Consider the following 21,290-nt stretch of genomic DNA (forward strand, 5'->3'; position numbering starts at 1 on the left):
GGAGCCAGGGCTCTGCCATGAGAGGCGTTCATGAGAACCTCCCCCCGCCTGGTGGCCGGGGCCGCGCTGCTCGTCGCGCCGGTCGTCGTCGCACTCCCGTCCGCCGCCTCGGCCGCCCCCGCTCCCACCGCTCCCGCCCCCTCGGTCGCCGCGACCCGCGCGCTCGGCGCGGCGGACTCCCACGCGGGCGACCTCAAGGCGTCGGCGGACCAGACGTTCAAGGTCGTCGGCGTGAGCGTGGACCGGGACGGCACGTCCCACACGCGCATGGTCCGCACGGTCCGGAACCTGCCCGTGCTCGGCGGCGACGTGATCGTCCACCAGAGCCCGTCCGGCGCCTACGAGGGGACGAGCCTGACCCTGCGCTCCGCGCCGAACCCGACCGCGCCGAAGGTGTCGGCCGCGAAGGCGAAGAAGGCCGCCGCGGCCAAGCACTACACGCTGCGCGACAACGGGACGCTGGTCGTCGAGGCCCGCACCGCCGACCACCAGCCGCGCCTCGCCTGGCGCTTCAAGACCGAGGGCAGGAAGGCCGACGGCACGCCCAGCCGCGTCTTCACCTCCGTGGACGCGCTGACCGGCGCGGTGCTGTTCCGCGAGGAGACGATCAAGACCGACGCGGGCGACGGCCAGGGCCTGTACTCCGGGACGGTCCCGCTGCAGCTCACCAAGTCCGGGACCTCCTACCAGATGAAGGACCCGACGCGCGGCAACACCCTCACGGGCGACGCGGAGAACAAGACGGACTTCTGCATCCTGACGTTCTGCCTCTTCCGCGCGCCCACGACCCTCTTCACCTCGACCACGACGCACTTCGGCAACGGGACGAACGCCAACCGAGCCTCGGCGGGCGTGGACGCGCAGTACGGCACGGACGAGACCTGGGACTTCTACAAGGACGTCTTCAACCGCACCGGCATCAAGGGCGACGGCAAGGGCTCGTCTAACCGCGTCCACTACGGCAGCAGCTACGCCAACGCGTTCTGGGACGACTCGTGCTTCTGCATGACCTACGGCGACGGTGACGGCGTCCAGCTCGCGCCGCTGACCGCGCTGGACGTCGCGGCGCACGAGATGACCCACGGCGTGACCAGCGCGACCGCGAACCTCACCTACAGCGGGGAGTCCGGCGGGCTGAACGAGGCGACCTCCGACATCATGGCGGCGGCCGTCGAGTTCTACGCCAACAACCCGTCCGAGCAGGCCGACTACCTGGTCGGCGAGAGGGTCGTGCTGCCCGGCTTCGGCAAGCCCGCCCTCCGGTTCATGGACAAGCCCAGCAAGGACGGCAAGTCCCCCGACAACTGGTCGACCACCCTGAAGAACCTGGACGTGCACTACTCGTCCGGCGTCGCCAACCACTTCTACTACCTGCTGTCCGAGGGCAGCGGCCCGAAGACGATCAACGGCGTCTCCTACGACAGCCCGACCGCCAACGGCCAGCCGGTCAGCGGCATCGGCCGGGACGCGGCGACGCGCATCTGGTACCGCGCGCTGACCACGTACATGACGTCCAGCACGGACTACGCGGCCGCGCGGACGGCCACGCTGAACGCCGCCAAGGACCTGTTCGGCGCGGGCAGCGCGCAGTACAACGCGGTCGCCGCCACCTGGACGGCCGTGAACGTCAGCTGATCCCGACCCCGCCCCCGGAGCCCGTCACGCGGCCCCAAGGCGCCGAGGCCCCGTGTCCGCCCCACCGGGACACGGGGCCTCACCCTTTCGCCCGACAAATAACTCCATCCCCCGGGACCCTGACCCGCCCGAACGGCATAGTGGTCAACTGCGTCAAAACAGAACATCAAGACTCCGCTCCCGAAAGGGGGACCTCCAGATGATCCTGATCCGACGCGCCACTCCGCTGTTCGTGACGGCCTGCGCGGCCGTCCTCGCCGCCGCCACCGCCTGCGGCGGCACCGGCTCCGACGCCGGGAGGACCGGCTCCGACTCGTCCCACAAGCCCGGAAAGTCCGCCTCCGGCGGCCCCACAGACGCTCCCACGCACGCGCCCGGCTCGTGCCACGCGACAAGCCTGGACCCCGCCACGACGCGTCCGGACCCGAAGTGCACGCCGGGCGCGACCAACCCGGACGTCACGCAGGCCAACATCCACGAGACGGTCTGCGTCGCGGGCTACACCAGGAAGATCCGCCCGCCGGTCTCCTACACCAACGCGCTCAAGCGGCAGCAGATCATCGAGTACGGCTACAAGGACACCAGCCCGTCCTCCTACGAGGAGGACCACTTCATCCCGCTCTCGATCGGCGGCGCCCCTCGCGACCCGCGCAACCTCTGGCCGGAGCCGGGCGGCAGCCCCAACCCCAAGGACCAGGTCGAGTTCAAGCTCTACAAGGCCCTCTGCGCCGGGCAGATCACCCTCGCCGCCGCGCAGAAGGCGATCGCCACGGACTGGACCACCGCCGGGAACCTCGCCCACTGACCCGCGGATCACCCGATCTGCCGATGAGCGCCGCGCGCGCGGTTGGCAGAATCGGTCCCATGGCTACCACTCGCATCGCCAACGCACACTGGGAAGGGCCGCTGATGGGCGGCCAGGGGACGGTCTCGCTGGACTCGTCCAAGATCGGCACCTACGAGGTCTCCTGGCCGTCCCGGGCCGAGGAGCCGAACGGGCGCACCAGCCCCGAGGAGCTCATCGCGGCCGCGCACTCCACCTGCTACTCGATGGCGCTCTCGCACGGCCTCGCCGGCGCCGGGAACCCGCCGGAGACGGTGGACACCAAGGCCGAGGTCACCTTCCAGCCCGGTGAGGGCATCACCGGGATCCACCTGACCGTCCGGGCGAGCGTGCCCGGCCTGTCGGCCGCCGACTTCGACAAGGCCGCGCAGGACGCCAAGGCCAACTGCCCGGTGAGCAAGGCGCTCACCGGCACGAAGATCACCCTGGACGCGGCGCTCCTCTAGACCGGGCGCGCCCGCTCCCGTTCCCTCCGCGGATGGAGCGGGAGCGGGGCGCTTCCGGCGCAGGTCACGAGCCTGAGCCTGCGCCGTCCCGCGGCCTGCTCGCCGACGTCGAGGACGTCGCGGTGCTGGGTCGCGCGGTTGTCCCAGACCACCACGTCGCCCGGCCGCCACCGCCAGCGGACGGTGTTCTCCAGCGCCGTCACATGGCCCTGGAACAGCCGGATCAGCGCGTCCGCGTCGGCCTCGTCGCTGAGACCCGCCACGCGCCGCGCATACGCGCCGAGCAGCAGCACCCGCTCCCCCGTCTCCGGGTGGACGGTCACCAGCGGGTGCTCCCGCACGCCGTCGGGGCCCGCGTGCTCGATCCACAACCGGTCCGCGACCTCGCGCAACTCGACCGGCAAGCTGTCATAGGCGGTCGCGGTGTTCGCCCACACGGTGTCGCCGCCGAACGGCGGGACGCTCAGCGCGTGCAGCACCGACACGCCCGGCGGACGCATCGTGTCGCTCCCGTCGGTGTGCCAGGCCGTCGCGCAGGCCGCGCCGTCGAGGTGGCCGGAACGCTCCAGGCGGCCGGGACGCTCGACCGGCGGCGCGGGCTCGCCGAAGAGCGCGGCGAGCGCCGTCTGCTCCGCGACGCCGAAACCCTGCTGCCCCCGGACGAACAGCACCTTGTGCCGCAGCAGCGCCCGGCGCAGCAGGGTCGCCGTCCCGTCGTCGAGCCCGTCGCCGAGCCCGCCGTCCAGCCGGACGCCCGTGACCGCCGCGCCGATCCGTCCCGCGACGGGCTCCACGCGGACCGCGAGCCCCTCGGGCGCGCACGGCGGGTCCAGCAGGTACGCCATGCGGACGAAGGTAGGCGGCCCCCGCGCAAAAGTCAATCAATCAGGTAGGGATTATCGACTATAGGAGGCGACCAAGCCGCGACACCGAGGTGACGCGGCCTGGAGCGAGGACGAGCGGTCAGGCGGACGGCGCGACCGGCACCGGGTTCGGCTCGGCGCCGCCGTAGCGGCGGTCGCGGCTGGCGTAGACCTCGCAGGCGTGCCAGAAGTGGCGGCGGTCGAAGTCCGGCCAGAGGGTGTCGAGGAACACCATCTCCGCGTACGCCGACTGCCAGATCAGGAAGTTGGACGTGCGCTGCTCGCCGGACGAGCGCAGGAACAGGTCCACGTCCGGGATGCCGGGCTCGTCGAGGTACTTCGCGAACGTCTTCTCACTGATCTTGTCCGGGTTGACCCTGCCGTCCCGGACGTCGCGGGCGAGCTGCGCGGCGGCGTCCACGATCTCGGCGCGGCCCCCGTAGTTCACGCAGAACTGCAGGGTGAGGACGTCGTTGTCCCGGGTCATGGCCTCGGCGTCCTCCAGCTCCTTGATCACGCTGCGCCAGAGCCTCGGCCTCCGGCCGGCCCAGCGCACCCGGACGCCCATCGAGTTCAGCTGGTCGCGGCGGCGCCGGATCACGTCCCGGTTGAAGCCCATCAGGAAGCGGACCTCGTCCGGCGAGCGGCGCCAGTTCTCGGTGGAGAACGCGTAGGCCGACACGTACGGGACGCCCAGCTCGATCGCGCCCATGATCACGTCGAACAGCGCGTCCTCGCCGCGCTTGTGCCCCTCCGTGCGGGGCAGCCCGCGCTGCTTGGCCCAGCGCCCGTTGCCGTCCATCACGATGGCCACGTGCCGCGGCACCAGCTCGCTCGGGATCGCGGGCGGGCGCGCCCCGGTCGGGTGCGGGTACGGCGGCTCAACGGCGGCCCTGCTCAAACTGTCTCCCTGTCGGTCGTCCCGCCGGGACCGGCGGGGTCGTCGGGCCCGTACCCGTCGACGTCGAAGTCCCCGTCCCCGTAGCCGCCTCCCGCCCCGCCGCCGGACGCGTCCGGCGCGCCGGGCCGGGCCCTCGCGGTCTCCGCCGCGACCTCGCGGTGCTCCCGCGTGCCGGTGTCGCGCTCGACATGGCGGAGCGAGCGGATGCCGTGCTCCAGGTGCCACTGCAGATAGGCGGCCACCAGGCCGCTGCACTCCACCCGGTGCCGCTGCTCGGAGTCGTCGGCATAGTCCCACTCGCCGCGCAGCAACGCCAGCATCAGCGCGAACGTCGGCGGCGCGGGCGTCGCCGTGCCCGGCTGGCGGCAGCGGGCGCACATCGCGCCGCCGCCCGCGATGGAGAAGCCGCGCAGCTGCCCCCGGTCGCCGCAGCGGCTGCACTCGTCCAGCGCCGGGGCCCAGCCCGCGACCGAGAGCGACCGCAGCAGGAACGCGTCCAGCACCAGCCGGGGGTCGTGCGACCCGTCCGCCAGCGTGCGCAGCCCGCCGACCAGCAGCAGGAACTGCCGCAACGCGGGCTCGCGCTCGGCGGCGGTCAGCTTCTCGGCGGTCTCCAGCATGGCCGTCCCGGCGGTGTAGCGCGGGTAGTCGACCACCAGGCGCTCGCCGTACGGGCGCAGCGTCTCGGCCTGGGTGATCAGGTCGAGCGAGCGCCGCTCGTAGAGCTGCAGGTCCACGTGGGTGAACGGCTCCAGCCGCGCGCCGAACCGGGACTTGGTCTTGCGGACCCCCTTGGCCGCCGCGCGGATCCGGCCGGAGCGCCGGGTCAGCACGGTCACGATGCGGTCGGCCTCGCCCAGCTTCTGGGTGCGCAGGACGACGCCCTCGTCGCGGTACAGGGTCACCCGCCCATTGTCGCCCACGTCCGGGCGTGCGCCCGCACGGGAACACCCGATCCGCACACACTCCATACGAACCCGGCACGATCCGGCGCTCCGAGACGAGATCATCACGCTCCGCGACCGCATTCGGCCGCGCGACTGTGGCCGAAGACGTGGCCCAGGTCACCCTCACGGTGGCAGCGTTGTCCCATGAGATGCACCATCGTGCCGCCGCACATCCTCGACCACATGGCCCGCGAGGCCGACGACCCGTCGCTGCGCGAGTCCGCCCGCCGCAGCCTGGTGATCAGCACCGCCCAGCGCACCGAGCGCCGGATCCTGCCCGTCACCGCACCCGCCGCCACCCAGGACTTCACCCCCAACCGGACGATCAAGGACGCCGGGCACACCGAGACGCTGCCCGGCGAGACCGTGCGCGCCGAGGGCGCGCCCCCCACCTCCGACGCCGTCGAGAACCAGGCCTACGACTGGCTCGGCGTCGTGTTCGACTTCTTCGAGGCCGCCTACCAGCGGGACTCCATCGACGGCGCGGGCCTGCCCCTGATCTCGACCGTGCACTACGGGCAGGGCTACGACAACGCCTTCTGGAACGGCGAGCAGATGGTCTACGGGGACGGCGACGGAACGCTGTTCACCGAGTTCACCGGCCCGCTCGACGTCACCGGGCACGAGCTCACCCACGGGATCACCCAGTACACCGCCGCGCTGGAGTACTACGGCCAGTCCGGCGCGCTCAACGAGTCGCTCTCGGACGTGTTCGGCTCGCTGATCAAGCAGTGGCACCTCGGCCAGACCGCCGACCAGGCGGACTGGCTGATCGGCCAGGGCCTGCTCGCGCCCGGCGTCAACGGCGTGGCGCTGCGGTCCATGAAGGCCCCGGGCACCGCCTACGACGACCCCCAGATGGGCAAGGACCCCCAGCCCGCCGACATGGCCCACTATGTCAACACGTACCGTGACAACGGAGGGGTACATATCAACTCGGGAATCCCGAACCGGGCGTTCTACCTGGCCGCCGACGCGATCGGCGGCCACGCCTGGGAGCGGGCCGGGCGGATCTGGTACGGGACGCTGACCGGCGGCAAGGTGCCGTCCACGGCGGACTTCGCCACGTTCGCGGCGGCGACCGTGGACACGGCGAAGGCGCTGTACGGAGCGTCCGCCGCCGAGGTGACCGCGGTGCGGCAGGCGTGGACGGGGGTGGGCGTCCGCGTGTGATCCGCACGGCCCGGGACGAGCGGAGGAGAACGGTGATGAAGGTGACGGTGATCCGGAGCGGGGGGTTCGCCGGGATCGAGCGGCGCGGTCAGGCCGACAGCGCCGACGACCCCCTGCTGGACGGCCTGGTCGGCCGCGTCGACCTGTCCCTGCTCCCCCCGCCCGGACGCATCCCGGACCAGTTCGTCTACGACATCGACATCGACGGGACGACCACGTCCGTCGGCGAGGCGCAGCTCACGGGACCGCTGCGCGAACTCGTCCACCACGTGCTCGACTCCGGCGGCTGACCGCGGGCCGCGCCCGACAACGACGACCACAGCGACGAGGTGGCAGACGACCGGGGCCGGGCCACTCGTGGCGGCCCGGCCCCGGTCACCCTCGTGACCGGGCCACGAAAGGGTTTCCGGGTGCCTCCCCCGCGCGGGAGGCACCCGGAAAGTCTCGTCCGGCCCGGACGGGCCCCCTCGCGGACCACGGCCCGCGAGGGCCCGGAGATCAGGCGCCGCGGGCGACGCGGTTGACGGCCGACAGCATCGCCTTCAGGGACGCGGTGACGATGTTCCCGTCGATCCCGACACCCCACACGGTCTGTCCGTCCACGTCGCACTCCACGTAGGCCGCGGCGCGCGCGTCGCCGCCCGCGCTCATCGCGTGCTCGGCGTAGTCCAGGACGCGGACGTTCACGCCGACGGTCGCCAGGGCGTCCTCGAACGCCGAGACCGGGCCGTTGCCGATGCCCTCGATCTCGCGGATCTCGCCGTGCACCCGGACGTCGCAGGACAGCCGGTCCTTCTCGTCCACGCGGGAGACGGCGCGGTGCGCCAGCAGCCCGACGCGCGGCCCGTTCGCCAGGAACTCGCCCTCGAAGATCTCCCACATGCGCTCGGGCGTGACCTCGCCGCCCTGGTCGTCGGTGTGCTGCTGGACGACCCGGGAGAACTCGATCTGCAGCCGCCGCGGCAGCTCCAGGGAGTGCTCGGTCTTCATCACGTAGGCCACGCCGCCCTTGCCGGACTGGCTGTTGACCCGGATGACCGCCTCGTACGTCCGGCCCACGTCGTGCGGGTCGATCGGCAGGTACGGGACCTCCCAGGTGAACGCCTCCACCGGGGTCCCGGCCGCCGCCGCGTCCCGGCGCAGGTGGTCGAAGCCCTTGTTGATCGCGTCCTGGTGGGAGCCGGAGAACGCGGTGTACACCAGGTCGCCGCCGTACGGGTGCCGCTCGTGGACGGGCAGCTGGTTGCAGTACTCGACGGTGCGCCGGATCTCGTCGATGTCGGAGAAGTCGATCATCGGGTCGACGCCCTGGGTGAACATGTTCAGGCCCAGCGTGACCAGGCAGACGTTGCCGGTGCGCTCGCCGTTGCCGAACAGGCAGCCCTCGATGCGGTCGGCCCCGGCCAGGTAGCCCAGCTCGGCGGCGGCGACGGCGGTGCCCCGGTCGTTGTGCGGGTGCAGGGACAGGATGACCGAGTCGCGGAACGCCAGGTTCCGGTTCATCCACTCGATCTGGTCGGCGTAGACGTTCGGGCTCGCCATCTCGACCGTGGCGGGCAGGTTCACGATGACCTTGCGGTCCGGGGTGGGCCGCCACACCTCGTTGACGGCGTTGCAGACCTCGACCGCGTACTCCAGCTCGGTGCCGGTGAACGACTCCGGCGAGTACTGGAAGTGGATCTCGGTGTCGCCCATCTGCTCGGCGAGCTTCTGACACAGCTTGGCGCCCTCGACCGCGATCGCGGTGATGCCGTCCCTGTCCTGCCCGAACACCACGCGCCGCTGCAGCGTGGACGTCGAGTTGTACAGGTGGACGATCGCCTGCTTCGCGCCCCGGACGGCCTCGAAGGTCTTCTCGATCAGCTCGGGACGGGCCTGGGTCAGCACCTGGATCACGACGTCGTCCGGGATCCGGCCCTCGTCGATGATCTGCCGGACGAAGTCGTAGTCGGTCTGGCTCGCCGCCGGGAACCCGACCTCGATCTCCTTGTAGCCCATCCGGACCAGCAGCTCGAACATCTTGAGCTTGCGGTGGGCGTCCATCGGGTCGATCAGCGCCTGGTTGCCGTCCCGCAGGTCCACGGCGCACCAGCGCGGGGCCTCGGTGATCACCTGGTCGGGCCAGGTCCGGTCGGCCAGCTTCACGGGAGCGAACGGCCTGTAGCGCTGGAAGGGCATTCCGGAGGTGTTCTGCTGCGGATACATCTGGGGTCCTGCTTCCCTCTGCTCAGTCCTTGCGGCCGACGCTCACGTCAGAGTCCCGCAGCGAGGGAGCCGGCCTGTCTACAGGCCCCCGCTGCGGCCGCTAAGGAGAAGCAGCTCCACGAACACGATCGTCAAGCTAACAGATCCCATCCGGAAGTCGGAAACCCGGTCTCGCCATCTGAGACGACCGCGTCTCGCGAGCCGCCTACCAGCGCCTTCAGGAAAGGCGTGTCGGGATGAGCACGGAGAGGCATGTCACACAGCCCTCCAGCGCCTCGAACTCGCCGATGTCCACGACCGTCACCCGGAAGCCGTCGGCGGCGAGCAGGGCGGCGGTGCGCGGCGCGGACGCGGCGAGCAGCAGGTGGTCCGGCCCGAGGACGACCACGTGCGCGCCCGCGGGCTCGGGCGCGACGCGCAGGGCGGGCAGCGCCGAGGTGTCCAGCCAGTCCGGGACGCCGATGAGCGAGCCGTCCGGGAGGGCCGTCATCGCCGACTTCAGGTGCAGCGCGCCCCGCACGTCCACCGGGACGACCCGGCGCCCGCCGAGGAGCCGCGCGAGCTGGCAGATGCCCTCCTCGTTGGTGCGGTCGCCGCGTCCGACGTAGACGGTGTCGCCCGCCTGGAGCACGTCGCCGCCGTCCAGGGTGCCGGGGGCGGTGATCCGCTCCACGGTCAGCCCGAGGTCGCGGACGACACCCTCGGTCCCGGCGACCTCGCCGCGGCGCTCCGGCGCGCCCGGCAGGGTCAGCACCGCCGTCTCCCCGCAGACCACGACCGTGTCCTCGACGAACACCGCGTCGGGGGCGTCGTCCGCCTCCGGGACGGCCCGGACCGCCCATCCGGCCGCCCGCAGCGCGTCGACGTACGCCTCGTGCTGCCGCCGGGCGAGGCCGAGGTCCACGGGCCGCCGCTCGATGTGCGCGACCAGCCCTTCCGCCAGCCGCGGTCCCGGCCGCCGCACCAACGCGAGTCCTGCGTCCGCCATGCTCCCGTCCCTCCTGGGTCCGTCCGAGCCGTTGCGGCCTGTGACAGCGTTCTGGGGCGTGTCTCAAGGTCACCTGCCCTACTACGCGACGCTCGCCACGGGCGCCGACCTTGAGACACGCCCTGGAAAGAGATTAGTGCGCGGCGGCCTCGGTCATCGTGATGACGCCGAGGGCGTGGGCGCGGCTCATGGCGAGGAGCTGGGCGACGCGGTGCAGGGTGCGGCGCTCGGCCTCGTCCAGGGGGCCGTCGGCCAGGCCGATCCGGACGCAGCGGGCCAGGAACCACTCCTTCGCCTCGACGGCGAGGCCGGATCCGGCGCGGGCGACCTCCTCCTCGAGGAACTCCTCACGGAGCTCGAGGTCGGTGTCGATGCACAGGTCGTCGTACCCGAGCTCGCCGTAGCCGGTGACGGCCTCGATGGCGCGTTCCCGGGCGTCCTCGTCCTCGGGGTCGCCGGAGCGCAGGACGAGCCCGGCGGCGGCGCGCATCCCCGCCGGCAGCGCGGCGGCGAGCTGCTGCGCGGTGGGCGCGCGCAGGGCGGAGACAGGGAACCGGGCCCTGCACACCCGGCACTCGACGACCTCGCCGAGGCGGCGCAGCGGGACGGCCGGGAGGAAGAAGAGGGTGATCCACCGGCGGGCGGCCCGGCGGCGGTAGGCGCGGTCGCCGCCACAGCGGGGACAGTGGAAGACCCCCTCACCCGTGGTGCGGAAGAACACCGAAAAGCCGAAAACAAGCAACACCGGTCTCTCCTCCCGAAACGGACGCGTCCAAACTACCGATCCCGGCCGCCTCCCGCGCCCCACGCGATCGAGGTCGCATCGGCCCCTTACGCTTGGCACATGACCGGTGACATGGGACGGCCCCAGTTCCTGCCGCCCGAGGAGCAGCCGCCGGAGCCGGTGCCCGACCCGGGCCCCGAACCCGCCGCCGAGCAGCCCTCCCCGGTGGCCGCCCGGTCGCGCGCCGCGGCGGTCTGGAGCGCGCTGACCGTCCTGTCCTCGCTGGCGCTGCTGATCTCGGCGTTCCTGCCGTGGGCGCGGCTGGAGATGGTCACCGAGCTGCTCGGCGCCTCGATCCGCGACGATCTCGGGCCGGTCGCGGGCATCGAGGCGGACGGCACCGTCGTGGTGGTGCCGGTGCTGGCCCTCTCGGCCGCCGTGGTCGCGCTGTGGGGCGCGGCCGGACGGGACGCCCGGATCGCCGCCCTGGCCGCGCTGCCGGGCTCGCTCGCGCTGGTCGCCTGCGTCCTGTTCGCGCTGCGGCTGCACCGGACGGGCGACCGGTACGGCGAGCAGGGCGCGCTCATCGCCTCGCACACGCACGTCTCGCTCGCCTACGGCTGGTATCTGGCCGTCGGCGCGGCCCTGCTGGTCGTCGGGACCGGCCTGGTCCGCCCGTTCGCGCGGCGGGCGCGGGCCCGGACGGCGGACGGACCGGCGGGCGGGCCGGATCAGGCGGTGGTGGGGCCGGATCAGTCGTAGAAGCCGAGGCGGCGGAGCTGCTTCGGGTCGCGCTGCCAGTCCTTGAGGACCTTGATCCGCAGGTCGAGGTAGACCTTGGTGCCGAGCAGGGCCTCGATCTGCCGTCGGGCCTGCCGCCCGACCTCCTTCAGCCGGGCGCCCTTGTGCCCGATGATGATGCCCTTCTGGCTGTCCCGCTCCACGTACAGGTGGGCGTAGATGTCGGTGAGGTCCTCGCGGCCCGCGCGGGGGGCCATCTCGTCCACGGCGACGGCGATCGAGTGGGGAAGCTCGTCCCGGACGCCCTCCAGCGCCGCCTCGCGGATCAGCTCGGCGACCAGGACCTGCTCGGGCTCGTCGGTCAGGTCGCCCTCGGGGTAGAGCGCGAAGCCCTCCGGCAGGTGCTTGATCAGCAGGTCGCCGACCACGTCCAGCTGGAAGCCGTCCACCGACGAGCAGGGCACGATGTCGGCGAACTCGCCCAGTTCCCCGACGGCGAGGAGCTGCCGGGCGACCTGTTCGGGCGTGGCGCGGTCGGTCTTGGTGACGATCGCCACGACCGGCGTCCGCTTCACGTTGGCGAGCTCGCGCGCGATGTACTTGTCGCCGGGCCCGACGGGCTGGTCGGCCGGGACGCAGAAGCCGATCACGTCCACCTCGGTGAGGGTGGACCGGACGAGGCTGTCCAGCCGCTCCCCGAGCAGCGTGCGGGGCTTGTGGAGGCCGGGCGTGTCGACCACGACGAGCTGGGCGTCCGGGCGGTGCACGATGCCCCGGATCGCCCGCCGGGTGGTCTGCGGGCGGCTGCTGGTGATCGCCACCTTGGTCCCGACCAGCGCGTTCATCAGCGTGGACTTGCCGACGTTGGGCCGTCCGACGAAGCAGGCGAACCCGGACCTGAACGGCTCGGGCTGCGGGGTCTCTGCTGGCGATCCTGGCGATGTCACGTCACCAATTGTCGCCGACGCGACGCAGCGCCTCGTCCACCGGCGTGCCCGGGGGGCCTCAGGCGGCCGGGGATCCGAGGGCGCGGAGGGCGTCGGCGGCGGCGTGGGACCAGTGCTCGACGCCGATCCGCCCGCCGATCTCGATCGCGAACCGGTAGTGCGCGGCGGCCTCGTCCGGACGGCCCAGGAACGCGGCCAGGTCTCCGAGGGTGTGCGCGATCGGCCCCAGCGTGGCGACCGCGCTCGCCCCGCCGGCGATGTGGTCGGCGAACGGGAGCAGGTCGTCCAGGCAGCGTTCGGCCAGGTCACGGTCCCCGAGGGCGATCGCGCGGCGGGAGCGGACGGCCAGGGCCAGCTCGTAGAAGTAGTCCGGGCGGACCGGGCCCGCGCCCTCGACCGCCCGGCGCGCCTCGTCCAGGCGTCCGGCGGCGGCGAGGGCCAGCGCGAGCAGGTCGGCGGTGGCGCTGATGTGTGGCCACTGCTCGGCCATCCACGTCGCCGGTTCGACCATCTCGGCGACGCGCCCGCGCACGAGCCGGAGGCAGAAGATCCCGAAGAACGTCACACCCTGCTCGCTGGACCAGATCCCCGTCCGGGAGATGGCGTCGCCGACCTCCCGGTAGGCGCGTTCGGCGTCGTCGTACTCGGCGGAGAAGGCGTGGCCGAGGGCCCGGTGCCACTCGCTGATCTGCCGCAGCAGGGGCAGGCCGTACTGCTCGGCCAGCCGCTGCCCCTCGGCGCGGTGGCGGGCCGCCTCGTCCACCCGGAGGAACGCCATCTGGACCTGCTGGAGCTGCAGATGGGCGAGGACCTGGTAGGACCCCAGCTCGTGCCGTGTCGCCAGCTCCATCAGCTCGCTCGCGAGCTCGTACCGCGCCTGGCGGTCGGCGGCACTTCGGTAGCTGTTGATGTAGCGGCCGTTCAGCGCGGCGGCGAGGGTCTCCGGACGGTCCAGGCGGCGGGCCAGGGCCAGCGCCTCGTCGGCGGCCCGCCGTCCCTCGTCGCCGGGCTCGCCCTCCTGCTCGATCGCGATGGTGGTGAGCAGCCGGGCGCGCAGCTCGTCGGCGTCGTCCGGCAGGCCCGCGAGGGCCTCGTGCGCCGCGTCCAGCAGCTCGGTGTCGAGGACGCCGTACTCGCGGGCCGTCCACAGCGTCGGGACGTCGAACGCGATGATCGCGCGCGTCAGCAGCTCGGTGTCGCCCAGCGCCCGCGCCTCGGCGACGCAGCGGGCGCGGCGCTCCCGGGACGGCACGACCGCCCCGGCCAGCGCGAACGCGCGGATCGCCCGGATCTCCAGCTCCAGCCGGTCGCGCACCCGTCCCGGGTCCAGGACGGAGGCCGCGCGGGCCCAGAGCTCGGCGGCCGAGGCGTGGGCGAACCGGGCCTCGGCGGCGGACGCGGCGAGCGTCGCGTACCGGACGGCCCGTTCCGGGTCGGTGCCCGCTTCGAGGAAGTGGTGCGCGATCGCGCCGACCTCGCCGGGCGCGTGCCGTTCCATCGCGGCGGCGATCCGGCCGTGCAGGCGGGTCCGGCGGGCCGCCGACAGCTCGGCGGACAGCGTGTCCCGGACGAGCGCGTGCGCGAACCGCATCCGGCCCGGCGCGGGCTCGGTGACCAGCCCGGCGGCGAGGCCCGCCTCCACCGCGTCCAGGACGGCGTCCTCGCCCCCCGCGGACAGCTCGATCAGCACCCGGACGTCGGTCTCCGGCCCGGCCACGGCCGCGTGCCGCAGGACGGCCAGCGCGTCCCCGGGCAGCCCGGCGAAGCGGCGGCGCAGCACGTCCCCGACCCCGGCGGGCACGCCGCGCGCCGCCGCGTCCGGGCCCTCGGCGTCGAGCAGCCGCGCGGTCTCGCGGGCGAAGAAGGGGTTCCCGCCGGTCCGCTCGGCGATCGCGGCCAGCTCGCCCGCGCCGACCTCGGCCGCGCAGGACGCCCTGACCAGCACGGCGACCTCGGCGTCGGCCAGCCCGGCGAGGTCGATCCGGACCGGCTCGTGCCGGGCGAGCCGCGCGAGGGCGCCCGTCATGCCGTCCGCCTCGGCCGGGCGGAACGTTCCCACGATCATCACGGGCAGCTCGGCCAGCCGCTCCGGCAGCCGGGACAGCAGGACGAGCGTCTCCTCGTCGGCCCAGTGCAGGTCGTCCAGGACCAGGAGCAGCGGCCCGGCGCCCGCGAGGCCCGCCAGGTAGTCGCCGACGGCCAGGTGCAGGCGGAACCGCCCGGTCGTGGCGTCGGCGGCCCGGTCGGCGCGCGCGGAGGACGCGTCGTCGAGCAGCGGGGCGAGCCGTCCCACCAGGGCCGCGTCCGGGGGCGTCCCGTCGGCGAGGACGCGCAGGATCTCCGCCCACGACCAGGCCGCCGGTGCTCCGTCGGCCTCCTCGGACCGGCCCCACGCGACCCGCCAGCCGTCCGCCGCCAGCCGCCGCGCGAACCGCTCGACCAGCGCCGTCTTGCCGATCCCCGCCTCGCCTCCGACCAGGACGACCTGGAAACGGCCGTCCTCGGCGCGTCCGGCGGCGTCCGCGAGGCGCTCGGTCTCGGCGTCCCGTCCGACGAAGGTCTCGCCGTCCGGCCGGACGAGCCGCAGCCTCGGACGCGCCGGGATAGGGGCTAAGGCGGCTGGGCGGGGAGTCGGCGGGAGGGGCTCCTGCGCGCGTGGGGGCGCGTCCAGGTGCGCGGCCTGCGCGAGGACGTCGGATTCCAGCGCACGCAGGCCCGGCCCGGGATCCACGCCGAGCTGCTCGGTCAGGACGTCGCGGGCCCGCCGCAGCGCGCCGAGCGCGTCCCCTTGGCGTCCGGTGCGGTAGAGCGCGAGGGCCAGCAACCGCCAGGCGTCCTCGCGCAGCGGGTTGGCGGCGACGTGCGCCTCCAGGTCCGGGACGGCCTCGGCCTCCGCGCCCAGTTCGAGCATCGCCTCGGCACGGCGTTCGGCGGCGAGCCGGTGCAGCTCGTCCAGCCGGGCGGCCTCGGCGGCGGCCCAGGGCAGGTCGGCGAACTCCGCGTACGCGGGGCCGCGCCACAGGTCGAGCGCCTGCTCGGCGAGTTCGCGCACCTCGACCGGCCCGCCCGCCTCACCGGAGCGCTCGACAAGCTCGTCGAACCGCCACGCGTCCACATCGGACGGCTGGAGCCGCAGCACGTATCCGGGCGGAGCCGTCACCAGCACCCGCGCGGGCGTACGAGGCGGACGGTCCGGTTCGAGCGCGCGCCGCAGGTGCGACACGAACGACTGGAGACCGGCGGCGGCCCGGGGCGGCGCGCCGTCCGGCCACAGGTCGTCGACGAGCCGGTCGGCCGGGACGAGCCGTCCGTGGGCGGCGACGAGCCGGGCCAGCACCGACCGCTGGCGGGGTCCGCCGAGCTCGGCCGGCTCCCCGCGCACCACGGCCTCGAAGGCCCCCAGGACTCGCACCGCCACTGCCACGGACAAAAGCCTAATAGCCCGGCACACAGGACGATGATCTCGCCCCGTGCGCCGGGCCTCCCGGCCGGGTCAGGCAGGCACGGGTCGGGCAGGCACGGGTCAGGCGGGCACGGGTGTCCGCTCCTCGTCCTCGGCGACCGAGCCGTGCGGGTCGAACTTCGGCAGGACGCGGTCCAGCGGCTTCGGCAGCCACCAGTTCGCCCGGCCGAGCAGCGCCATCGTGGCCGGAACCAGGACGAGCCGGACGAGCGTCGCGTCCAGCGCCACCGCGACGGCCAGCCCGACGCCCATCTGCTTGATCACCAGGCTCGGGTCGGAGGCGAACCCGGCGAACACCGCCACCATGATCAGCGCGGCGCTGGAGATCACCCGGCCGGTCGCGGCGAGACCGGACCCGACCGAGCCGCGCGCGTCCCCGGTGCGCAGCCAGTCCTCCCTGACCCGGGAGAGCAGGAACACCTCGTAGTCCATCGAGACGCCGAACAGCACCACGAACATCAGCAGCGTGATGAAGCTCGACACCGGCACGCTGTGCGGCAGCCCGAGCAGCGTCGCGCCCCACCCCCACTGGAAGACCGCGACGAGCACGCCGTACGCGGCGCCGATCGACAGCATGTTCATCGCGGCGGCCTTCAGCGGCGCGACCAGCGACCGGAACACCAGCATCAGCATGATGAACGAGGTCGCGACCACCACGCCGATCACGGGCCAGAGCCGCTCGTCCAGGCGCCGGTTCAGGTCCACGTAGATCGCGGTGAGGCCGGTGATCTCCGCGCCGTCCGGGAGGGCGTGCGCGCGCAGCCGGTCCACGACGCCTGGGCCGCGCTTGTCCTGCGGGCCGTACGCGGGCGTCGCGACGAGCACGGCGGCGCTGCCGTCCGGGGACATCTGCGGCGGCGCGACGTTCACGACGCCCTCGGTGCGCGCGATGCGCTCCTGGATCGCGGGCAGCTCCGCGCGGTTCACCTTCCGCAGGTCGACGGCGACGAGCAGCGGACCGTTCGCGCCGGGCCCGTAGCCGTCCGCGAGCAGGTCGTACGCGCGCCGGACGGTGTTGGACGTCGGCTCGCTGCTGGAGTCGCTCGGCCACGTCCGCATGCCGAGGGCGGGCGCGGCGAGGGCGAGCAGGATCACCAGGCTCGCCAGCAGCCACGCCCACGGGTGCCGTCCGACGTGCCCGGCCCAGCGGCGGACCAGCGGCGCGTCGGTGTGCACGACCGCGCCCGCCGCGCGGTCCCGGCGGCGCAGCACGCGGCGGCCGGACAGGCCGAGGACGGCGGGCAGCAGCGTCAGCGCGCTCACCACGGTCGCTGCGACCACCAGGCCGGTCGCGAAGCCCATGGTCATGAACACCGGGGTGCCCGACAGCACCAGTCCGGACAGCGCGAGCAGCACGGTGAACCCGGCGAACAGCACCGACATGCCCGCCGTCGCGGTCGCCCGTCCGGCGGCCTCCGGCACCGGCAGCCCTTGGGCGAGGCCCTCGCGGTGCCGGGTGAGGATGAACAGCGCGTAGTCGATGCCGACGCCGAGCCCGACCATCACCGCGAGGGTCGGCGCGGTCGTCGCGATGTCGGTCGCGGCGGCGAGCAGGGTGATCCCCGAGACCCCGACGCCGAGCCCGGCGAGCGCGATCGCGAGGGGCAGCCCTGCCGCGACGACCGACCCGAACGCCAGGAACAGGATGACCAGGGCCGCGATGATGCCGACGCCCTCACCGACACCGCCCGGCGCGGTCACGTTCTCCGGCAGCTGCCCGCCGAACTCGACCTTGTACCCGGCCGCCTTCAGGTCCGCGGTCGCGCCCTTCAGCAGGTCGAGCGACGGCTTGGGCTTGAGGTCGGTGACCTTCACGTCGTACCGGACGGTCAGCAGCGCGGTCGCGCCGCCCTTCCCCGGCGGCGCCTGATCCACCCCCGCCACGTGCGGCAGTGCCTGCAGTTTCGTCCACGCGACCACGAGCCTGGCCTGATCCACCTGCCCGCCGCGCGGGTTGCGCACGACGACCCGCGCGTCCGCCCCGGACAGCGCCGGGAAGCGCTCGGACAGCAGGTCGGACGCCTTCTGCGCGCCGCTCCCCGAGAGCCGGTAGTTGTCGTGGGTCGCGCCGCCGAACGCGCCCGCCAGTCCGGCGAACGCGCCGACCGCGACCAGCCAGATGATGATCATCCGCCAGGGGCGCAGCGCGGCGGCCCTTCCCAGGCGGTACAGCAGACGGGACATGCTCGGGCTCCCAGAGACGTCGCAACGGAACGCCCCAAGGCTCGCCCGCCCCTCTTGCCACCGACTTGGCGGACGCTTGCGAACGGCCCGTCGGTAGGCTTGCGGACGTGACCGAGCTGAACGCCGAGGACTCCAAGATCATCACGCTGGCCCGTTCCTCCCGGGCCCGCACCGGCGCCGCCGAGGGCGCCGCGGTGCGCGACGAGACCGGCCGCACCTACGCCGCGACCAGCGTCGACCTGCCGTCGCTGAAACTGTCCGCGCTCCAGGTGGCCGTCGCCATGGCCGTGTCCAGCGGCGCGGAGGACCTCGAGGCCGCCGCGCTCGTCACCACCGGCACCGCGTCGGACGCGGACGTCGCCGCCGTCCGGGAACTTGGCGCGAAGGCCCCCGTCCTCGTCGCCGCCCCCGACGGCACCCTCACCACGACCCTCTGACCGGCATCCCGCTGACCGGCGCGGCCCTCCGAGCGGGACCGTCCGTCAGGGGCGGGGCGTCGGCGTCTGCCGGGGCGTCGCGACCGGAGTCGGCGTCAGGACGACCCTCTGGTCCTTCGCGGCCTTCTCGTCCTTCGCGGCCTTCTCGTCGTGGTGCGCCTTCACCAGCCGGTGCAGCACCCGTGCCTCCATGATCCGCAGCTGGCGCTCGCCGCCGCCCGTGAACTCCCCCGGCGCGGCGAGCACCAGCAGGTCGTCGCCCTCCCGCGCGATGACCAGGTCCAGCCCGTACCACCGCTCGCCGTCCGGATGCCCGTACCGGACGGCGAGCACGTCGTCCGGCCCGTCCGGATGCCCCAGGCGCCTGCGCTCGAGGCCCGCCCGGTCGAACCCGCGCCCGTCCCAGCCGGTGTTCCCGGACGCGCCGAAGTCGATCGCCGGGCAGGCCGCGATCGCCTCCCGCGCCGCGTCCACGCGCTTCGCGGCCTTCCCCGGCGGCAGCCGCAGCACGTGCTCCACGAGGCTCGCCGCCGGATCCACCCGGTAGAACGCCACATGCGCCTGCGGGACGTCCCGGTCCAGAGCGGACGACCTGCCGCTCGCGTCGTCCACCGTCCGCAGCAGCCGCGCGCACGCGGGGTCGGACGGCCGCATCCCCCGAAAGACCTCCTGGTCGTCGGCGGGCAGAAAGCCCTTCGGGACGTCCTCCTGGCGCAGCGCAGCCGCCGTCGTCAGCGCCGCCGGGGCCCTCAGGGCCGCCACGTCGGGGATGACCGCCTGCCGCTCCAGGCCGCACCCGGACACCGACACGGCCGCCGCCGACACCGCCGAGACGGCCGCGGCGACCACGACGCGACGGCACAGCGAACACGCCACCGAGCACGTCATGGAATCCCCCCGAACCCCGCCCCGCGCCGCCGACCGCCCGGGACGACGTCACGCGCGGAGATCATGCCCCCGCGCCCTGGAGGTTTAACCCAGGGCGGTCAGGGCCGCTCAGGCGCCGTTCGCACCCTTCGAACCGCTCGCCCCGCTCGCGCCGTTCGATCCGGCCTTCTCGCGGTGGACCAGGACGGTCCCGATGCGGTTCCGGCGCCCCGCCCGCGACTCGGCCTTCAGCCGCAGCCCCGCCACCGTCGCCGTCGCGCCCTCGATCGGGACGCGCCCGAGCGCGAACGCCAGCAGCCCGCCGACCGTGTCCACGTCGTCCACGTCGATCTCGACGTCGAACAGCTCGGCCAGGTCCTCCACGGGCAGGCGCGCCGTGACCCGCGCGGTGTCGTCGTCCAGCCGGTCCACCGGCGGGATCTCCACGTCGTACTCGTCGGTGATCTCCCCGACGATCTCCTCGAGGATGTCCTCGATGGTGACCAGCCCGGCGGTCCCGCCGTACTCGTCGATCACGATCGCGACGTGGATCCGCCGGGCCTGCATCTCACGCAGCAGCTCGTCCACCGGCTTGGAGTCCGGCACGTACGTCGCGGTCCGCATGACCGACTCCACCGACATGCCGCCGCGCGCCGGGTTCTCGTGCGTGGCCCGGACGATGTCCTTCAGGTAGGCGATCCCGACGACGTCGTCCTCGTTCTCCCCCACCACCGGGATCCGCGAGAACCCCGACCGCAGGGCCAGCGACATCGCCTGCCGCAACGACTTGTCGCTCTCGATGAACACCATGTCGGTGCGCGGCACCATGACCTCGCGGACGAGCGTGTCGCCCAGCTCGAACACCGAGTGGATCATCTGCCGCTCGTCCGGCTCGATCAGGCTGCGCTGCTCGGCGAGGTCGACCAGGTCGCGCAGCTCCGCCTCGGTCGCGAACGGACCCTCGCGGAACCCCTTGCCGGGCGTCAGCGCGTTGCCCAGCAGGATCAGCAGCCGCGGCAGCGGCCCGAACACGCGCGCCACCGGCGGGATCACCGTCGCGCCCGCCAGCGCGAACCGTTCCGCGTGCTGGAGGCCGAGGGTGCGCGGGCCGACGCCGACCACCACGAAGCTCACGAGGATCATCGCGACGGCGGCGGTGACGTAGGCCTGCCAGGTCTCGCCCATCCAGGAGACGCACAGGTCCGCCACGATCACGGTCGCGACCAGCTCGCAGCCGATCCGCAGCAGCAGCACCATGTTCACGTACGGCGCCGGATCGGCCACGATCTCGGCCAGCTTCGCCGCGCCCCGGCGGCCCGCCGCGGCCAGCTCGCCGACCCGGTGCCGGGAGATCCGGGCGAGCGCCGCCTCGGCGCCCGCCAGCAGCCCCGCCACGATCACCAGGGCGGCCGCCAGCCCCAGCAGCCACCCCTGCCCTGCCGTCATCGCGAGGAGTTCTTCTCCCGCCAGGACCCGAGCAGCTCGTCCTGGAGCCCGAACATCTCCTTGTGCTCCTCGGGCTCGGCGTGGTCGTACCCGAGCAGGTGCAGGATGCCGTGCGTGGTCAGCAGCTCCAGCTCGGCCTCCGTCGAGTGCCCCGCCTGCTTCGCCTGGCGCTCGGCCACCGTCGGGCAGAGCACCACGTCACCGAGCAGGCCCGGGTCGAGCTCGCCGTCGTCGCCCGCCCCGCCGTCCAGCGAGCCGGGCCGCAGCTCGTCCATCGGGAAGGACAGCACGTCCGTCGGGCCCGGCTCGTCCATCCACTTGACGTGCAGCTCGGTCATCGCCTCCTCGTCGACGAGGAGGACCGACAGCTCCGCCAGCGGATGCACCCGCATCCCGTCCAGCACGTGCCTGGCCAGGTCGGCGATGGCGCGCTCGTCCACGGGCACGCCGGACTCGTTCAGTACCTCGATGCTCACTTC

The 21,290-nt window shown here is 73.5% G+C and carries 18 protein-coding genes and 1 pseudogene; 7 read left to right on the top strand and 12 right to left on the bottom strand.

Going from position 1 to position 21,290, the window contains the following annotated elements:
• The first annotated feature begins 30 nt into the window (after positions 1-30).
• From P696_RS0107845 to P696_RS0107855, 3 genes are all read left to right on the top strand, one after another.
• The gene (locus P696_RS0107845; RefSeq protein WP_026411901.1) at positions 31-1,635 is read left to right on the top strand and encodes a M4 family metallopeptidase; all 1,605 of its coding nucleotides are present in this window, start codon (positions 31-33) and stop codon (positions 1,633-1,635) included.
• A gap of 199 nt (positions 1,636-1,834) precedes the next feature.
• Complete coding sequence (locus P696_RS52140) at positions 1,835-2,440, top strand: hypothetical protein (RefSeq protein ID WP_064743923.1); 606 nt, start codon at positions 1,835-1,837, stop codon at positions 2,438-2,440.
• Between the two features lie 59 nt (positions 2,441-2,499).
• Positions 2,500-2,925: an OsmC family protein gene (locus P696_RS0107855; protein ID WP_026411902.1), complete on the top strand. Its 426-nt coding sequence runs from the start codon at positions 2,500-2,502 to the stop codon at positions 2,923-2,925.
• On the opposite strand, the gene P696_RS44005 is transcribed toward P696_RS0107855, so the two are convergent.
• From P696_RS44005 to recO, 3 genes and pseudogenes are all read right to left on the bottom strand, one after another.
• On the bottom strand, positions 2,922-3,770 hold the full coding sequence (locus P696_RS44005) for a TauD/TfdA dioxygenase family protein (protein ID WP_064743926.1): 849 nt from the start codon (positions 3,768-3,770) through the stop codon (positions 2,922-2,924). The genes P696_RS0107855 and P696_RS44005 overlap by 4 nt on opposite strands.
• Positions 3,771-3,888: 118 nt before the next feature.
• Entirely contained in the window at positions 3,889-4,689 is an 801-nt protein-coding gene (locus P696_RS0107865; protein ID WP_026411903.1) for an isoprenyl transferase, read from the bottom strand.
• A gap of 179 nt (positions 4,690-4,868) precedes the next feature.
• Positions 4,869-5,594: pseudogene (recO, locus tag P696_RS44010) on the bottom strand (DNA repair protein RecO); the annotation flags it as partial.
• Between the two features lie 186 nt (positions 5,595-5,780).
• On the opposite strand from recO, the gene P696_RS0107875 reads away from it, so the two are divergent.
• Entirely contained in the window at positions 5,781-6,809 is a 1,029-nt protein-coding gene (locus P696_RS0107875) for a M4 family metallopeptidase (protein ID WP_026411904.1), read from the top strand.
• A gap of 35 nt (positions 6,810-6,844) precedes the next feature.
• A complete protein-coding gene (locus P696_RS0107880) occupies positions 6,845-7,099 on the top strand; it encodes a protealysin inhibitor emfourin (RefSeq protein ID WP_026411905.1) in 255 nt (84 codons plus the stop codon).
• Positions 7,100-7,307: 208 nt separating this feature from the next.
• Here the strand turns inward: P696_RS0107880 and leuA are convergent, their stop codons facing one another.
• The 3 genes from leuA to P696_RS52145 all read right to left on the bottom strand — a co-directional run bounded on the left by leuA (position 7,308) and on the right by P696_RS52145 (position 10,747).
• Positions 7,308-9,014 (bottom strand): 2-isopropylmalate synthase, encoded by a 1,707-nt coding sequence (gene leuA / locus P696_RS0107885; RefSeq protein ID WP_026411906.1) that lies wholly within the window; start codon positions 9,012-9,014, stop codon positions 7,308-7,310.
• Between the two features lie 217 nt (positions 9,015-9,231).
• Complete coding sequence (ddaH, locus tag P696_RS0107890) at positions 9,232-10,002, bottom strand: dimethylargininase (protein ID WP_026411907.1); 771 nt, start codon at positions 10,000-10,002, stop codon at positions 9,232-9,234.
• A gap of 133 nt (positions 10,003-10,135) precedes the next feature.
• Positions 10,136-10,747 (bottom strand): zinc ribbon domain-containing protein, encoded by a 612-nt coding sequence (locus P696_RS52145; RefSeq protein ID WP_157429555.1) that lies wholly within the window; start codon positions 10,745-10,747, stop codon positions 10,136-10,138.
• Positions 10,748-10,846: 99 nt separating this feature from the next.
• Here P696_RS52145 and P696_RS0107900 point away from each other — a divergent pair, with 99 nt between their 5' ends.
• Complete coding sequence (locus tag P696_RS0107900) at positions 10,847-11,488, top strand: hypothetical protein (protein ID WP_026411909.1); 642 nt, start codon at positions 10,847-10,849, stop codon at positions 11,486-11,488.
• Here the strand turns inward: P696_RS0107900 and era are convergent.
• The 3 genes from era to P696_RS0107915 all read right to left on the bottom strand — a co-directional run bounded on the left by era (position 11,479) and on the right by P696_RS0107915 (position 18,061).
• Positions 11,479-12,414 (bottom strand): GTPase Era, encoded by a 936-nt coding sequence (gene era, locus P696_RS0107905; protein WP_026411910.1) that lies wholly within the window; start codon positions 12,412-12,414, stop codon positions 11,479-11,481. The genes P696_RS0107900 and era overlap by 10 nt on opposite strands.
• 58 nt (positions 12,415-12,472) lie before the next feature.
• Complete coding sequence (locus P696_RS0107910; RefSeq protein WP_170026343.1) at positions 12,473-15,838, bottom strand: ATP-binding protein; 3,366 nt, start codon at positions 15,836-15,838, stop codon at positions 12,473-12,475.
• A gap of 99 nt (positions 15,839-15,937) precedes the next feature.
• Positions 15,938-18,061: an MMPL family transporter gene (locus P696_RS0107915; RefSeq protein ID WP_026411912.1), complete on the bottom strand. Its 2,124-nt coding sequence runs from the start codon at positions 18,059-18,061 to the stop codon at positions 15,938-15,940.
• Between the two features lie 107 nt (positions 18,062-18,168).
• Here P696_RS0107915 and P696_RS0107920 point away from each other — a divergent pair, with 107 nt between their 5' ends.
• Entirely contained in the window at positions 18,169-18,498 is a 330-nt protein-coding gene (locus P696_RS0107920; protein WP_026411913.1) for a cytidine/deoxycytidylate deaminase family protein, read from the top strand.
• Positions 18,499-18,543: 45 nt separating this feature from the next.
• On the opposite strand, the gene P696_RS0107925 is transcribed toward P696_RS0107920, so the two are convergent.
• The 3 genes from P696_RS0107925 to ybeY form a co-directional block, all read right to left on the bottom strand.
• The gene (locus tag P696_RS0107925; protein WP_157429556.1) at positions 18,544-19,386 is read right to left on the bottom strand and encodes a hypothetical protein; all 843 of its coding nucleotides are present in this window, start codon (positions 19,384-19,386) and stop codon (positions 18,544-18,546) included.
• Positions 19,387-19,494: 108 nt separating this feature from the next.
• Positions 19,495-20,811 carry a hemolysin family protein gene (locus P696_RS0107930; RefSeq protein ID WP_034483426.1) on the bottom strand — a complete coding sequence of 439 codons (1,317 nt, stop codon included), beginning with the start codon at positions 20,809-20,811 and terminating at the stop codon, positions 19,495-19,497.
• Positions 20,808-21,287, bottom strand: a complete 480-nt coding sequence (ybeY, locus tag P696_RS0107935) for an rRNA maturation RNase YbeY (RefSeq protein ID WP_026411916.1) — start codon at positions 21,285-21,287, stop codon at positions 20,808-20,810. Before ybeY ends, P696_RS0107930 begins: the two co-directional genes overlap by 4 nt.
• Between the last annotated feature and the right edge of the window lie 3 nt (positions 21,288-21,290).

Origin of the sequence: Actinomadura oligospora ATCC 43269 (assembly GCF_000518265.1) — a bacterium.
Classification (GTDB): domain Bacteria; phylum Actinomycetota; class Actinomycetes; order Streptosporangiales; family Streptosporangiaceae; genus Spirillospora; species Spirillospora oligospora.